Origin of the sequence: Cellvibrio polysaccharolyticus (assembly GCF_015182315.1) — a bacterium.
Classification (GTDB): domain Bacteria; phylum Pseudomonadota; class Gammaproteobacteria; order Pseudomonadales; family Cellvibrionaceae; genus Cellvibrio; species Cellvibrio polysaccharolyticus.
In genome coordinates this window covers 543839-560529 of the sequence record NZ_PRDL01000001.1, presented here as the reverse complement: position 1 = coordinate 560529, position 16691 = coordinate 543839, and the positions used below count along the sequence as shown (strand labels likewise).

Sequence of the window (16691 nt, the reverse complement as noted above, 5' to 3'; positions counted from 1 at the left end):
CTGGTGTTTAAAGTGGCGGTGGCGTATCCGGCCAGCTGATCAGGGTAGTGTAACTGTCGTGATCAATAACCGTCGACATGCGCGCCTGATCGCCGTAGTGCGCCTGCAGGCGGTGGTGAATGTTAGCCACCGCCATGCGATTGTGCCGGGTGTTATCACGCAAATTGCCCGGGCGAATGGCCACCGGGTTGGTCAGCGCCAGTTGAATTTGCCGGGCTTTGCGGGTAATACGCACGCGAATTTCACCCCCATCCGGCAGGGGTTCTATGCCATGAAAAATGGCGTTTTCCAATAGGGGTTGCAGCAGCAAACCGGGAATACCGGTGGTAGCCGGGTCAACCTCGATTTGCCAGTTCACCCGCAATCGCGACCCCAGCCGCAGCTGTTCTATATCCAGATAATGGCGGCACAAATCCAGCTCCCGTGACAGCGCGGTCAACGCCGGTTCGGCCAGGCTGGCGCGGTAGAGTTCGGAAAGGTCTTCTACTACCCGCTCGGCCCGCTCCGGATCGGTGGCGATCAAACTGGCAATGCTGTTCATGCTGTTGAATAAAAAGTGCGGCCGAATGCGCGATTGCAGTGCCTGAATACGCGCTTCCAGGGCGCCCTGCTGCTGGTCATTAAGTTGCTGTTGCAGGTAGAAATAGCGCAAGACAATGCCGCTGAGAATGGCCGCGATCAGCAAATTTTCCCCCAGCTGCCAATAGTCGATAACCGGAAACAGCGCACCGACGGCACCGCCAGTCGCCATGCGTGCCAGCCAGTGCATAAACCACTGCCCCAGCAACGACAGCAGCACCGTTGCCAGCAATACCAGCCCGTAGCAAAAACAGGCCGATGCCGTGAGGCTGAACCCGGCCAGCCAGTTGCGCAACCGGCACAGCAACATGGCGCACACCAGCACGATCCACTGCACGTAAAACGAGGTGATGGCCAGCACGTCCCAACTGAAGTGTTGCAGCCCGGTGGCGGTGATCGACAGCAGCAGCGCTACCAGCTCGGCCACCAGCACCAGTAAAAATACCGGCTGGCTCTGGCAGAGGTCAGGCAGAAAGTGCCGCCGGATACGATGATCGCCGGGCGATGCGGGTTTGGGGGTCAAAACAAAGCTACTCCTGTGTGCTGCTAACCTGGGCTATAATGCCGCGTTTATTTTTTTCCGCCGACCACGGCCTATTGTTGAATTCAAACCGGATATTGCCTGCATGAGCCAGAATGATCAGCCCATCAAACCCTGGGGTGGCCGCTTTACTGAAGCGACCGATGCCTTCGTAGAACGTTTTACCGCGTCTATCGGTTTCGATTATCGCCTTTATCACCACGACATCAACGGCTCTATTGCCCACGCCACCATGCTGGCCAAAGTGGGTGTGTTGACCGATGCCGAGCGCGACCAGATTATTGAAGGCCTGGAAGCCATTCGTGCCGAAATCGTGGCTGGCAAATTTAACTGGTCGATCAGCCTTGAAGATGTGCACATGAACATCGAAGCGCTGCTCACCCAACGCATTGGCATCACCGGCAAGAAGCTTCATACCGGACGTTCGCGTAACGATCAAGTTGCTACCGATATTCGTCTGTATCTGCGCGACGAAATCGACAGCATCGGCAAAGAGCTGACCCGTTTGCAAACCGGCTTGCTGGATTTGGCCGAGCGCGAAGCCGCCACCATTATGCCGGGTTTTACCCACCTGCAAACCGCACAGCCGGTTACCTTTGGCCACCATTTGCTGGCCTGGTTTGAAATGCTGGAGCGCGATTACGGCCGTCTGCAAGATTGCCGCAAGCGTGTTAACCAGTCACCGCTGGGCGCTGCTGCGCTAGCTGGCACCACCTATCCGATCGACCGCGCCTATACCGCGCAACTGCTCGGTTTTGATGCGCCCACTGAAAACTCGCTGGACTCGGTGAGCGATCGCGATTTCGCCATTGAGTTCTGTGCCTTCGCCAGCCTGTTGATGATGCACCTTTCCCGGGCCAGTGAAGAACTGGTGCTGTGGACATCTTCCCAGTTCAGTTTCATTCACCTGCCCGACCGTTTCTGCACCGGCTCTTCCATCATGCCGCAAAAGAAAAACCCGGACGTGCCGGAGCTGGTGCGCGGTAAAACCGGTCGCGTTTATGGCCACCTGACCGCCCTGTTAACGCTGATGAAATCGCAGCCGCTGGCCTACAACAAAGACAACCAGGAAGATAAAGAGCCGGTTTTTGATGCGATTGATACCGTCAAGGATTGCCTGCGCGCCTTTGCCGATATGATTCCGGCCATTGAAGCGCGTAAAGAGAACATGTACGAAGCGGCCAAACGCGGTTTCTCTACCGCTACCGACCTGGCCGACTACCTGGTGCGCAAAGGCGTTCCTTTCCGCGATGCCCACGAAATTGTTGGCAAGTCGGTAGGTTACGGCGTAGAAACCGGCAAGGATCTGTCGGAGATGACCCTCGAAGAACTGCAACAGTTCTCCACCGTGATCACCGACGATGTGTTCAAAGTGCTGACGCTGGAAGGTTCAGTGGCCGCCCGTAATCACATCGGCGGCACCGCACCGGCGCAGGTAACTGCAGCGGTTGGTCGCGCTCGCGGACGCGTGGCGGCTCGCGGCTGATAGTTTTACCCCGAACGCTCGCCATGGGCGTTCGGGGCGTTGTTTTACACTGACCGCTCGCCTTCGTTTTATGGCACTCGCGTCAAGCATCCTCTGAACACCTCATTTGCCAAAAGCTTTTGTTTACGCTGCCGCTTTTTAACGTGTTTTCCTTCCATGCCGGTTTTTAAAAAAATTGTCTTTCATCAGTGCTGTTCTTTTTAGTCGCGGCCTGGCGATTGAATCATTTCGCCGCTTCATTGTAGAATCCGGTGAAATCAAAGCGACAGCCACTAATAAGTCGCACTGAAACACCATGATAATCAGATGACTCGACTTCACGCTGACGGGTTATCCACAATGAATTATTTTTCTACACAACGCATTCTTTCGATTGATGTCTTTCGTGGCATCACTATCTTCGCCATGGTATTTGCCAATGAACTGGCCGGTATCAGCGATGTTCCGCAATGGATGAAACACTTGCCGGCCGATGTGGATGGCATGACCTTTGTGGATCTGATATTCCCTGCCTTTTTATTTATTGTCGGCATGTCGATTCCTTTTGCCACCCAGGCACGTCTGACTCGCAACGAACCTCCTTTTGATATTTTCAAACACATCCTGCTGCGCAGCTTCGGGTTGATTGTGATCGGTGTGTTTATGGTGAACGCCGAAAGCGGTTATGACACCAGCGCCATGCCCATTCCTATCGCGCTCTGGACGTTACTGATGTTTGGCTGCGTGCTGTTGATCTGGAGTCATTACCCACGTCATGTACCGGTGGCAATAAAGCGCGGCTTCCCCATCGCGGGAATCATCGGACTGGTAATGCTCCAGGCGATTTACCACAACCCGCAGGGTGGCGGCATGACCCCGCAATGGTGGGGCATTCTCGGTCTTATTGGCTGGGCGTACCTGATCGCCGCATCACTGTATTTGCTGGCACTTAAGGCTGATAACGCCTTGCAGCAAGCCCTGCTGATTATGGCCGCCATTGCCGGGCTGATGCTGCTGTTTGCGATGATTGATGCGGTTGAGTGGTTTGCCACCCCCACATGGAGCTGGCTCGACGACAATAAAAACGGCTTTACCCACGCCGCTATCGTGCTGGCGGGCACCTTGCTGGCGCAGCTGGTTTATCACCCATCATTGCCCGGAAAAGGTTTCGGCAAAATCGGCGGTTACGCCTTGCTTGCGCTGGCTGCGGCGCTGGTCAGCTGGCAGTTCTCACCCATTTCCAAGATATGGGCAACGCCCAGTTGGGCGCTGTTCAGCATCTTTTATTGCAGTGTGATTTTTGCGCTGATCTACTGGATCACCGAGATTCGCCAACAACAGCGCTGGTGCCAGCTGTTTGAGCCGGCAGCCGTCAATCCGCTGCTGGTTTACATCTTGCCGTTTATTTTGCTGGCGCTCTCGGCTCTGACCGGTTTCTACCTGCGCCCGGCGCTGTTCAATGCCGGTACCGCCGGTATTCTGTGGAGCCTGGGTTTCGCCTGCGCCATGCTGGCTATTGGCGCGCTCTTAACGCGAGCGGGGTTGCGGGTAAAACTTTAGAGAAGGTGACAAACGGACTGAATGGCACCGACTGCATAACCCTGAAAAATAAAGGGTGTTATCAACAATCCGAGCCGCTCCGGGAGCGGCTCTTTTGAGTAGATAGTCGATCAATCCTGAGCTTCCAGGGTAAACACAACGTCATATTTTTCTACGTCAATATCATACAAAGTGAAAGTGTCACCCTCTTCGTCAACCGCGCGGATATCAAAGTGCGGGCTGTCGAAACCGCTGATGGTTACGGTCACCTTCTCACCACTGGGCAACACATCCACGCCCAGAATGTCCTCTTCCCACTCTTCACTGCTCACGCTACTCACATACAGATGGTAAAAGTCGTAACCGGATTTGTTGGATACCACAATCGAATAATCCGCTGCAGACGCCACCGCCGAGAAGCACAATGCCAATAACAAGCACGCAAGGTTTTTCATGTTCAATCCTTAATTGATGAGATGACTAAACGTCCTCGCTAATATAGAGGGGAGCACCGGGATTCCGCCAGCGATTTTGGCGTCATAAACAACAAAAACCCCGAACAGCGGCTGAAGTCGATAAATAAAAACTAAATCACTTGTGCGGACAGGCAGATACACTGGCTGCGCCCCGGGCTGAGGTCGGATATAACGCCAGCCGCAAGTGGATAAATTATCTTCACGCGCTGCCGACATCTATTGATAATACCTCCGGGGGCGTGGCTGCCTGCCCGCAAGGTTGTCAGCCATAGCCGGAATTGCCATTGTATAAAAAACAGTCGGGCCACCAACGCCGACCCTTTTCCGGATCATGCTTGCACACAGAAGGTTAACCATGTTCGAACAGACGATCATCACCGATGACATAGAAAACGGCCTCGACCGCAAGATGCTGCATAACCTGCGGCAGCGTTTTCTGTTGCTCAATGAGAAACGTCTGGAGCGAACCCGGGCTGCGCTGGTTGACCGGCAGCAACAGTTTTTAACCTTGCTGCCGTTGCTGTTTCATATTAACCACCCGATTTTACCGGGCTATGTTTCGCACAAAACACCCTGCGGGATTTATCAGTACACACCCTCCGGTGATGCATGGCGGCAAGCCAAAGTGTTGTCGCGCAGCGTGCAACCGGTAAAAGATTTACGGGCGCCGCTGCCAGCACTGGATGCGTTGTTTGTCATGGGCAGCATGGGCACTATCGCGCACAGCGACGCCAGTGATCTCGACATCTGGATTTGCCACCAGCCTGGCCTGACCGGTGAAGAACTTGCCGAGCTGCGTAAAAAGTGCGACCTGCTATCCGAATGGGCGGGGCAACAGCTGCATCTGGAAGTACATTTTTTTCTGATGACAGAAAACAGTTTCAAATCCGGTGAAACGGCGTCGCTCAGCAAAGAGAACAGCGGTTCGGCGCAACATTTTTTGTTACTGGACGAGTTCTACCGCACGGCAATCTGGCTGGCCGGAAAAGTACCTTTGTGGTGGTTTGTTCCCGCCGTCCGCGAAACCACTTACGAGGCGTTTACCGAGCGTTTGCTGTCACTGCGCTTTATTAATCCGCAAGATGTGATTGATTTTGGCAGTCTGGCAAAAATTCCCGACAATGAATTTGTCGGGGCGGGCATCTGGCATTTATATAAAGCGATTGATGCCCCTTACAAATCTGTTTTGAAATTGCTATTGCTGGAAAGTTATGTGAGTGCTCGCGAACAACCACCGCTGGCCATTTCATTCAAACAAGCGGTGTATGATGCGCTTCCCGATGCGGATGCGCTCGATCCTTATGTGATGATTTATCGGCATCTGGAAAATTATTTACAAAACAACCCGGTGCGTTTGCAACTGCTGCGCCGCTGCTTTTACGCAAAGGTGAATAAACCTTTAACGCGCAGTGCCAATAATGAATCCTGGCAACGGCAACTGTTGCAACAACTGGTGCTGGAATGGCAGTGGGAAAAACACCACTTATTTGTACTGGACGGTCGCGACCAATGGAAAGCGGCCGACGTGCTCAGTGAACGCTCGCTGCTGGTCAATGAACTGGCAAACAGCTATCGGCTGATTTCCGGTGTATCGAAAAGTACCATGATGCAGGCCGCGATCAGCCACGAAGAATTGGCCGTGCTCGGTCGAAAACTGCACGCCGCTTTTGAACGCAAAGCCGGCAAAATAGAATGGATTAACCCCGGCATCTCCCGCGACCTTGAAGAGCCGGTGCTTACGCTGCTCCGCAGCGAAGGTAGCGAGCCACAGCACTGGTTACTGTTTACCGGCCCGCAGCAAGACATACAACAGCGTTTAATTTACAAGGAACCGATAAAGCGCGCTCGCCATTTAATGGAGTTGATATTGTGGGCTTACTGCAATCAGATACTGACCGCCAATACACGGTTGGATATTATTGATGAAGCCACCTGGCTAACACCCGTCCAGCGCCAGCAACTGCTCGGTACGCTTTCCAGCTGGCTGCCGTTACCTTTATCAACGCCGGCGCATGACGCCTTTCGGCAGCAAGCACAACCGGAGCGGCTGTTATTATTGTTGAACGTTGGCATTGAGCCGCAACCGGAATTGTTTAAAAAAGGTATTCATCTACTGAGTGAACGCCAGGACGCGCTGGATTACAGCGGGTTGCATGATAACCTGGTAGTGTCTGCCGATATCATTTACACCAACAGTTGGCATGAGGTTATTTGTCGGCACTTTGATAAAGATGCGCTCGTCAATCTGCTCAGTTGGTGTTTGCGTTTGCGCACCACCACAGGAAAGTTGCCGGAAATTTCCATTCATTGCTTCAGCAGCGGCCTGGGCCAGCTGATCGCCCGGCGCATGGCCATGCTGTGGCAGGATATCGTTACCGCGTTTTATACAACAGAAGGCAACAGCAACGCCCGTTATATTATTGAAACTGCCGAGGGTTACTTACTGCTACAAGCGGGCACGCAACCGGAAGTACACGCGCTGAAAAATGAAGAACAATTGTTACAAAAGCTGGCTGAACCGCAGGTCACACATAGCCCGCTACTGATTGACCGCAATGCATTGACAGAGCACCCGTTGCGACTGATCACCCGCATTGCAAAAACTGCTGACATCTACCTGTTTTATCGCATTGATGCCGACACCATGACCGCCCGGATTTTTCTGGTAGATGAACGAGGCAGCATACTCAGTTATCAGGTGCCGTTTCACAACACCGCATCACTGGTAAAACCGCTACAACAATTTATTTTATCGACCATGCAACGCATGGCCGCCAGCTGCACTATTTTCCAGCAGCAAAAAAGTAAATTATTTATTTTTGAACTGTCTGCCGCTGGCAAACCTGGCGTAAGCCATCCGGACGCCACTTTATTATCCAGCACCAGTGCTGCTGACCCGTTGTTTATAAACATTCAGGTAACCGCAGACGCCGACAGTAATGGCAATATTTTTTATACCGTTTATTGCAATCAACAGGAATTTTCTTCGCTGCAATATGGCGAGGGAATTTACCGCGCAGTCGCTGCTTATATTTTGCAACAGCGGCTGCATGGTGAACGCTACCCCTGCTACATCACCGACCTTGATTTATCACATTGCGAATCCCTGATGGCGCCGCAGCATGGTCTGCAGTCCAGTCATTATTTGCAATGCAAGCGGGTCATTGAGCAGGCGTTAAATGAAGCACTCGGTCATCTATAAAAACACCAACTCATAATTAGAGTAAAAATCAGGAGAAAAAATAATTCATGCTTTCCCAGTTAATCCCCTTTTTAGTTGATGTCGGCATTTTTATCGTTATACCGGTCAGTGTCTGGTTACTGTTACGCCGCACCATTCCACTCGCCGTGCTGCCCATTATCACCGGCCTGGTGCTGGCCGCTATCGGTTGGGGCGCAGAACACCGCCCGACTCCCGTGCCGCTCAGTAGCCAGGTCGGTTTTCTGGGCGTCTTGTTGTTAGCATTTACCGCGGGTCTTGAAAGCCGTTTTTCACCGGCACTGGCCAATAGCAGGCTGCCCTCCACAACGCCATTACGTGTCGTGCTGAGCGCCTTGCACGCATTGATTTTGCCGTTTGTGGCCGGTTGCGCCGCCGCGTGGTTTTTCTTTAATCAATTGCCGGGCTGGGAGCTGGAAAATGTTTCACCGGTGTTTGCCGCACTCGCGATTGGTTTGTGTATTGCCGTGAGCGCACTGCCGGTACTCATCGGCGTGGTGCGGGAATTGCGCCCCGAATACCAGCCGCTGGGTGGCGCGGCCCTGAAACTGGCAGTCATTGATGATGTGGTGCTGTGGACAGGTTTGGCACTGTTACTGATGGTGGCAGGCAACCAGACACCTACCGCCTGGGGCTCAACCCATATGCTGGCAGTTGCTGCGCTTGGCGGGTTGGCCTTGCTGGGGTTTGTATTACAAAAGCTCACCGTACAACTGCCAGTGTGGTTGATTGTTGCTCTGGCAGGAAGCTTTCTCGCTGCCGGTTCCTGGTCAACCTCGGTGCTGGGTTTGCACGCACTGCTCGGCGCCTATTTCGGTGGCGTACTGTTTCCGCCTGCACTGATTCGCCGCTTGCCCGTCGAACGCATTGGTATGTTTTCACTGCTGTTTCTGGCACCGCTGTTTTTCGGTTATAGCGGTTTACGCATTGAGCCGGACGCACTGGGCCCGGTTGCGTTACTGGCGGCTGTCGGCTTGTTGATCATTGCCATGGCCAGCAAAGTTTTTGCCGTTGTCATCTATCCGCCCATTGGCGGTTTGCAAAAATACGAAACCTACGCCATTGGTGCTTTATTGCAATGCAAAGGCTTAATGGAAATTGTAGCGGCGACTATCTTGCTGGATCACGGTCTGGTATCACCTTCCGCATTCGCGGCCCTGGTAACCCTGGCGGTACTTTCCACCTTGCTAACCGGCCCCCTGTTCCATGCCTGTTTCCGTGGAAAAAATTACGGGCAACAAGCAGTTAGTGATCGGGCTTGATGACGTGTCGAAATTCCGGGATAGCACAGGTACCGGGCTTATGATTTTTTTGGAAAAATATTCTGATGATTAACCGATAAAGCCAATCCTTCCGTTCATTCCAGCAAGCAGGCTCTCGCTTGCTGGAATGAAGAACAACCCTGTTTATGAAAATTACATCAGCGCTTTACCACTTCAAACCAATTAAGGTTCCAACTGCCACCGCTAACATTGAAACGCAACGGGTGTTCGCCCGCTGGTAGAGTTACCGTTGCAGAAATCGTCTGCCATGTTTGCCAGCCGCCGGTGTTGGGGATAGTTTGGCTATCAATGACCTGCCCTGCCATGAGCAATGAAAAACCGCTGCTTCCGGTTTCACTGGCTACACGATAGCGAATGCTGTAATTACCCGCTTCAGCAATATTTACTTTGTATTCAAACCAGTCACCTGAGTCCATCCAACCCACATTCAAACCGCCGCCCACGTCGGTGGTAGTTTCCGCTTGAATACCTGCCATGGAGGCATAATGTTCAGCTTCAACTTTTCCCGGCAAAGGAATAGCAGCAATCGCTGTTGCCACCTCCTGGCTGAAATAACTTTCATCCATACCTTTGTGTGCAGTAATGACATAGTAAGCGGTAACACCAGCGGCGCGCGCAGTGTCGAGATAAGCCGTCGCCGTGATATTGCTGGCAATACGAACATAGCCGGTACCTGGCGTGCTGGAACGGTAGACGCTATAACCACTCAGGTGAGTATCATCAACAGCTTGCCAACCCAGCTGAACACCTTGCGCAACTTCTGCCAATGTCACCTGAGCCGGTGCAGCGGGAATATCAAATAGTGATGATGTTTCTGCGCGTGTCATCGCTTGCATGAGCGGTAAGTGAATATCGTATTCCATGGTGGCGAGAGAACTGAAGAAATTCTCAATATCCGCTAAAGGTGCGCTATGAAATAGAATTTGCGGCACGCTTAAACCTGTTACATCCACACCGGGTTCGGGCTCACTGGAAACCAGATAAATTTCTGCCCAGGCGTTGTGACTGCCGTTATCACTGAAAACGCCGCCTAAACGATAACCTTCACCACCGATTAATTGAACAGACTGATAAACCCCGGCGTTTACATCCTTGCCACCATGCAGACGTAATACATCGCCGTCACTGCCGGGTAATTTGATGGCGCTGGCGGCGTACTGATAATCCCTCGCCTGAACACCCCCGGCATGCGCCCATTCAGTCCAACTGGCGGTGCTGCCGAAATTACCGTTACTCAGCTTTTCTTCACCGCTGGCAATATGTGTAATGCTTACCTTGTCAAACAATACGTCGAGGTGACCATCAGGCGTGCTGCCCGCTTTAATGAGCAAATACCAGGTTTGCTCGCCATCGCCCGGCGCAATGAATGCATCGGTAGCCGCGTCACATGCCTGGGCAAAAGTACTCTTCCATCCGGCGCAGGCCCAGGTGTTGGCTTTTGCCAGAACGCCGAGGTCTTTCTGATTGGTTACCATGCCCCAGGTACCCGCGCCCTGACCACCGCTGTTGGTAATAACTTTATAAGACCAGTTGGTGGCCGCCCAACCATATTCACCATAGGTATCGTAAGTTGCGCGAGTAATTTCCGCGCCTGATTCCAACCCCTGACCGGTCCAGGGTTGAAACTCACCAATTAAAAAAGGCGTATTGACTGCTTGCAAACGCTCATCCCATTCGCACACGCCGGTGTTATCGGTCGGCCCACAGCGCAACCAGTCACGTTGCACCGCATAACCAATTTCACCCCAGCCAAAAATACCCGGGTAGAAATGCATCTCCATCGCAACATTGGTCATGCCCTGATCAGCAGGATTGTCATACGCGTGGATACCTGCACTGTGCCCCGGCAAAATAATAATATGACGCTGATCAATTTCACGAATCGCGTCATAGAGTTTTTTCATTTCAACCGCGAGGTTTTCCGGCGTGGTACCCCAGGGTTCGTTGAGCAGTCCGTAACCGGCGATCGCATCGCGATCTTTATAACGCCTGGCAATTTCCTGCCATAACCAGGCAGTGCGCTGTTGATATTCCGGCGTTGTCCAATAAAGATTTTTGTCGGAGCAACCGCTGTGATGCTCCCAGCCCTGGCTGCCCACGGCACCGTGCAAATCCAGAATGACGTACATATTGCGCGCTTCCGCTTCTGCAATCGCCAAATCCAGGTAATGCCAGGCATCTTCCCGCAGATGCCAGGGATTATTTTCATCTTCAAGTAAATTCCAGATAAACGGCAAACGAATGACATTCAAACCGAAATCCTGCATCAAATCCCAGTCGCGTTCTGTAATCCAGGAATTCCGGAAAACCTGCATAAGCCGCTCACGTTCATCAAAACCGAAGCGTTCGTCCAGCACATTCTCAAGCGTACATTGATCATTAACGGCATCGCTACTCTGGCCCATCATCCAGAATTCTTGCAGTAGCCAGTTGCCGAGATTGGTGCCTTTCAACACAACGGGCTTGCCGTCACTATCGACCCAGTGTGTGCCTTCGGCACGCAATAGCGAAAGCCCCTGCGAGGAAGTTGACGATGTCGCCGAAGAGCTGCTAACAGAACTGTTGTGCGCGCTGCTGGATGAGTGACTATCGGATGACTTGCTGCCCGACGAACTGCCGCAACCTGCCAGTAACCAGGAGACGCAGGCGAGAAAAAAAACAGACCGGTAACCTGCTGTAAAGAAGGCATTTTTTAGCATGGTATTTCCCCTGTTTGATGAGAATATTTTTGAATGGATTTCATCCGCAGAATATGGCGAAGACTGCTTCTGAGTGACGAAGCAGCCACGTGTTGCAACAGCAATCGCGGCTACTGCAGGCATAAAAAACCCCGTGAAAAACAACATCACGGGGAAACTCTGCCAGCGGACAAAAAAATCCTGTGAAACGGCGAGAGTTACTTCTGCAAATGAAGTAACAATTGGCTCTGAAACGCAGCGATGTGCCTGATGAAAAACAGAATCAGATAACCGCTGCCTCCGCTATCAGAAGTTGTAGTTGGCTCTGACACCGTAAAAACGTGGCATGGATACCGGACCTTTGATCAAGCCATCGCCACCACCGCCCCAATAAAAATCCATTTCATTGGTCACGTTATTAACGAAACCTTCCACACTCCATTGATCATCCGGTGCGGTGTATTTAAGGCCCATATTGGCGTTAGCAATTGACGGACGTTTATCCGAGAAAGCATCCGGCGTTTCTGTTGCAAAACGTGCCGTGTGTTTGTCAGTATTGAAAATGGTGTAGTAAGACGAGCTTCTCCAGCTCACACCAGCCCAGGGCAGTAAAGTGGCACCACCCCGCAAATCAAAGGTGTGGCTGTAGTTGAGGTTGAGGGAAAATTCCGGTGATGACGGTAATTCGTTGCCTTTCAGGTTGGCAGTCAGTGCTTCGTTGCCAGGATCAACCGAGGCACCGTGATCAATTTCAAACAGATCAGTGGTGGCGAAACTCCACTGCTGATAAAAATCACTGACGATTTTTGTTTTCAACCAGGAAACGTGACCGCTGATACGATCATTGCCTGTGATTGCCCAGTCGAACTCCACTTCCAGACCTTTAATCTCTGCTTTACCAACGTTATCGGTTTGGAAGATATTCACCGCATTGGAAGCAATGTCGCCGGTCAGCTCACCGGTTTGCTGATCGCGTTCCAGCGAGTACTGCACAAACAGCGGTTTGGATGCTGCGATTTGCATGTCCGAATAATCGCTGTAAAACAGTGTGGTGGATAAACGCAGGCGATTGTCCAGCAGCGTACTTTTCACCCCCAGCTCCCAGGTCACGACTTCCTCTTCGTTGAAGGTGTTTTCCCAGCGTTTTTTCACAATGCGATTACCATCGGCATCCAGCGGATATTCCGTGGTCAGCGGGTCCTGCTCGTACTGAATGAATACGTCACCAATACCGCCCGACTTGGTGCCGTTGGCCACGTAGCCAAATACCATGGTGTCGTCGGTCAGGTTGTAGTCGAGGCCGAAGCGGTAGTTGTGATAATCCCATTCGCCTTTGATGTCATTGTTGGAGGCGATAGTGTAAATATTCGGGTTCCAGAAATAATCCCGCGGCAATTGATTGAACGCATCACGATCCCACGCCGGAAAGCAGCGGCCAATACCGTCATCGTTCGGGTTCAGAGTCGGGTCGAGCAAATTCGGGTTGGAATCGTTACAGCTCATGTTGTGGCCACCAACATCTTCCTTGGTGTCTTTGGTGTAGCGATAACCCAATGTCATGCTGAGGTTGTCGGTCAGCTCGTAAGTGCCTTGCACAAACGCCGCCCGGGATCCCAAGGTGCGGTCCGGCTGATTCCAATAATCGGCACCGGACATGCTGTTCATCCAACCGCCCTGCATGTTGTTATTTTCCTCAAACAGGAACAGCCCGGCGATCCATTGCAGCGGACCGGAACCGGTAGACTGCAATTGCAGCTCGTGCGACCAAGATTCAAAAGTCGCCTCGCGGAAGAAGATCGACATATCCCAATCGGTCACGCCGCGATCCTGATCGGACATCTGGCTGCGCACCTGCTTCGCCCAACCGGCGTTGTACACCAGCGCCAGCGAATCACTGAAATCCCAACGCAGATTGGAGCGCACGTTTTCGATGGACATATCCACCATGCCCGGTACGCTCACATTGACGGTGTAACTATTGGCGCCTTTGCCATATACCGATTCACAACCCAGTAAACCGGTGACCGGCGTAGCAGAAATATTGCCTGCAGCGTCCAGATAATTGCCGTCGTCATCTTTACGAATACGTTTGTCGGCCAGTTTGCAGTTAACGGTATCTGCCGAACCGGCACCGGAGTCCTGAAAGCGCTCGTAAGCCAGCATCCAGGAAAAATCCTCATTCGGTGTCCACAAACCGGATAGCCGGTAGGAATACTGGTCGGAGTTATTGTAAAAAGTAGACGGGTCAGCTTTGACCGTTTGCTGTACCGCATCAGCACCGCCGCTCCACCAGCGGGCGCGTTGCGCCAGGTTTTTTTCCGACTCGGGGCCGGTATACAGCGGCGCGTTTTTAACATGCTCGGGCAGATAGCGAATATCCCACTGGTTGGGGTCGTAGTAACCGCGCAGGTAAGAATCGCGCTCTTCCACCATAAAAGAACCGCGTAACGCGAAAGTGTCGCTGACCGGAATATTCACCATACCGCGCACCTGCTGGTGATTCCAGCGCCCCAGCTCCAGGCCGAGGCTGGCATCAAAACCTTCGGTACTCGGGCGGCGGGTAATAATGTTGATATTGCCCACCGTCGAATTGCGCCCGAACAGTGTGCCCTGCGGACCGCGCTGCGCTTCTACCCGCTCTACGTCAAACATCAATGCCATGGCACCCTGCGGGCGCGGCGAATAAATACCGTCCAGATGCAAACCTACCGCCGGATCGCCCAGCTCGGTAATGTTGGTAGAGCGCACCCCGCGCATGGAGATCACCGGTGCAGATTGCGATGTGTCCATGGTGATATCCATGTTCGGCACCAGCATGCCAATATCCTTGACGTTGGCAATGCCCTGGCGATCCAGGTCGTCCTGACTGAATACGGTAATGGCAATCGGGGTATCCATCAGGTTGGTTTCGCGCTTGGTGGCGGTCACGATAATTTCTTCGAGACCGGCATGGCGTTCGCGCGGGGTTTCTTCCTGCGCCAGTGCCGGTAGCGCCAGTCCGGTATTGACCAATGCAATGCTGAGCGCAAGCCGTGTGCGTAATTTCATCGACAGATCCTCATCAATAATTTTTATCGTTAGAAATTTTTATCATTAGAGAGTGGCAGCCGTTATCGCCAATGCCGCGAATTTATTATCCGGTGTTACGGCGATGGGTTGGCTTCCGCGGCCAGAATAGGCACCTGACGCGCTGCCGTCGTCCGAATAATAGCGTTCGATCAAAATTAATGATTTTTTTGAGGTTCGAGTAAAGTTCGCCCAGCCGTACTTATAAAAAATATTTTTAAATCAATCACTTGTGTGTTGCTAAAAAATACGCCGCCAGCGCCTGCGAAAATAATACCTGGCTACCTGCCCCGCCAATTGCTGCCCGCGTTTAATCTGACGGCTATTTTATTTACCGGTGGCGCGGTTGTTCCGTTGCTTGAAAAATGCCTGTCATGTGAATCTGCAAATACTGAAAACAGCCGCGTACGTTTAAAAGAATTTTCTTCCAGCCGAACGACCACCCGCTGAATATCGCCTAAGTTTCATACTGATAATCCGCTGTCGGTGTGCATTTGCAGGTGCAGAGTGCGCCGGAATTATCGTCTGACAATAACGTAATGCGGAGTCTGTTTATGTCCAACTTTCATCACGCTCGTAAAAAATCCCCGGTGGGCCATTCCGCCACCGGTTTGTTGTCACGCGGATGCTTTTTGCTTTTATGGCTATGCGCCTCACTGCTACCCGGCATTGCTCACGCGCAAAACTGGCAATTGGTGTGGAGCGACGAGTTTAATTACACCGGTTATCCGGATAACAAGTGGCGACCCGAAGTCTGGAACCCCGGTGTGGTTAATAACGAGTTGCAGCACTACACCGCCAATGCCGACAACGCCTGGGTATCCAACGGCACCCTGAAAATCAAAGCCGCGGCGGTGTATAACCCGGCCACCGGGCAGAATGACTATTACTCTGCCCGCCTGAATTCCACTACCGCCTGGACCTATGGTCGCTTTGAGGCCCGAATAAAATTACCCGGCGGCTGGGGCACCTGGCCAGCATTCTGGCTTTACCCCACCAACGAGTTTATGTATGGCACCAACCCGATCACCAACTACGGCTGGCCCAACGCCGGTGAGATCGACATCATGGAACAGGTGGGTTACGAGCAAAACGTTATTCACGCCTCCACCCACAGCGGCTGTTGTTTCTGGGCGGTAGGCACTCAGCGCACCGGCACTACCACCGTGGCGGACCCCACCGCCAACTGGCATGTGTACGCTGCGGAATGGTATCCGGATCGTATTGCGTTCTATGTTGATAACGTCAATTACTTCACCGTATGGAATGACGGCACTGGCCCCAACTCCTGGCCGTTTAACCACGATTTCCGCATTATTCTCAACCTGGCCGTGGGCGGTACCTGGGGCGGTGCGCAGGGTGTAGATCCGAATATCTGGCCACGTACCCTGGAAGTTGATTACGTGCGGGTGTACCAGCAGGGCGCTGGCGGCGGCACGCCAATTCATATTGAAGCGGAAAGTTACAGCGTTATGTCCGGTGTCGATGTGGAAAATTGCTCGGAAGGCGGGCAAAACGTTGGCTGGATAGATGCCGGCGACTGGATGGTTTGGGACGTTAACGTGCCCACCTCCGGCACCTACCGGGTGGATTACCGGGTAGCCAGCCAATCGGGCGGCGGTACCATCCAGTTTGAGCGCGCCGGTGGCGGTTTAACCTATGGCACGCTGAGTGTTCCTTCTACGGGTGGCTGGCAAAACTGGACTACCATCTCACATCAGGTTTCGCTCACCGCAGGTCAACAACAGGTCGCTATTTACGTCCCGTCCGGTGGCTATAACCTGAATTGGTTAAGGCTGACGCGAATTCCCTGATAGCTTCTGTTCATCGCTTTTTCAGAGGTG

At 52.7% G+C, this 16691-nt stretch carries 9 protein-coding genes; 5 read left to right on the top strand and 4 right to left on the bottom strand.

Features of this window, described 5'->3' with window-relative positions; all coding sequences use genetic code 11:
* Window positions 1-7: 7 nt before the first annotated feature.
* Window positions 8-1102: a sensor histidine kinase gene (locus C4F51_RS02580; RefSeq protein WP_193906899.1), complete on the bottom strand. Its 1095-nt coding sequence runs from the start codon at window positions 1100-1102 to the stop codon at window positions 8-10.
* A 103-nt stretch (window positions 1103-1205) separates the two neighbouring features.
* Here C4F51_RS02580 and argH point away from each other — a divergent pair, with 103 nt between their 5' ends.
* Entirely contained in the window at window positions 1206-2606 is a 1401-nt protein-coding gene (argH, locus tag C4F51_RS02575; protein WP_193906897.1) for an argininosuccinate lyase, read from the top strand.
* 306 nt (window positions 2607-2912) lie between these two features.
* Window positions 2913-4145 carry a DUF5009 domain-containing protein gene (locus C4F51_RS02570; RefSeq protein ID WP_193906895.1) on the top strand — a complete coding sequence of 411 codons (1233 nt, stop codon included), beginning with the start codon at window positions 2913-2915 and terminating at the stop codon, window positions 4143-4145.
* 110 nt (window positions 4146-4255) lie between these two features.
* Here the strand turns inward: C4F51_RS02570 and C4F51_RS02565 are convergent, their stop codons facing one another.
* Complete coding sequence (locus C4F51_RS02565) at window positions 4256-4579, bottom strand: hypothetical protein (protein WP_193906893.1); 324 nt, start codon at window positions 4577-4579, stop codon at window positions 4256-4258.
* Window positions 4580-4955: 376 nt separating this feature from the next.
* Between C4F51_RS02565 and C4F51_RS02560 the strand changes: the two genes are divergently transcribed.
* Window positions 4956-7802 carry a class I adenylate cyclase gene (locus C4F51_RS02560; protein WP_193906891.1) on the top strand — a complete coding sequence of 949 codons (2847 nt, stop codon included), beginning with the start codon at window positions 4956-4958 and terminating at the stop codon, window positions 7800-7802.
* A 47-nt stretch (window positions 7803-7849) separates the two neighbouring features.
* Window positions 7850-9082: a cation:proton antiporter gene (locus C4F51_RS02555; protein ID WP_193906889.1), complete on the top strand. Its 1233-nt coding sequence runs from the start codon at window positions 7850-7852 to the stop codon at window positions 9080-9082.
* A gap of 158 nt (window positions 9083-9240) precedes the next feature.
* Here C4F51_RS02555 and C4F51_RS02550 read toward each other — a convergent pair whose 3' ends face one another.
* Window positions 9241-11802: a carbohydrate-binding protein gene (locus C4F51_RS02550; RefSeq protein ID WP_193906887.1), complete on the bottom strand. Its 2562-nt coding sequence runs from the start codon at window positions 11800-11802 to the stop codon at window positions 9241-9243.
* 285 nt (window positions 11803-12087) lie between these two features.
* A complete protein-coding gene (locus C4F51_RS02545; protein ID WP_193906885.1) occupies window positions 12088-14829 on the bottom strand; it encodes a TonB-dependent receptor in 2742 nt (913 codons plus the stop codon).
* A 572-nt stretch (window positions 14830-15401) separates the two neighbouring features.
* On the opposite strand from C4F51_RS02545, the gene C4F51_RS02540 reads away from it, so the two are divergent.
* On the top strand, window positions 15402-16661 hold the full coding sequence (locus tag C4F51_RS02540; RefSeq protein WP_193906883.1) for a carbohydrate-binding protein: 1260 nt from the start codon (window positions 15402-15404) through the stop codon (window positions 16659-16661).
* The last annotated feature ends 30 nt before the right edge of the window (window positions 16662-16691 follow it).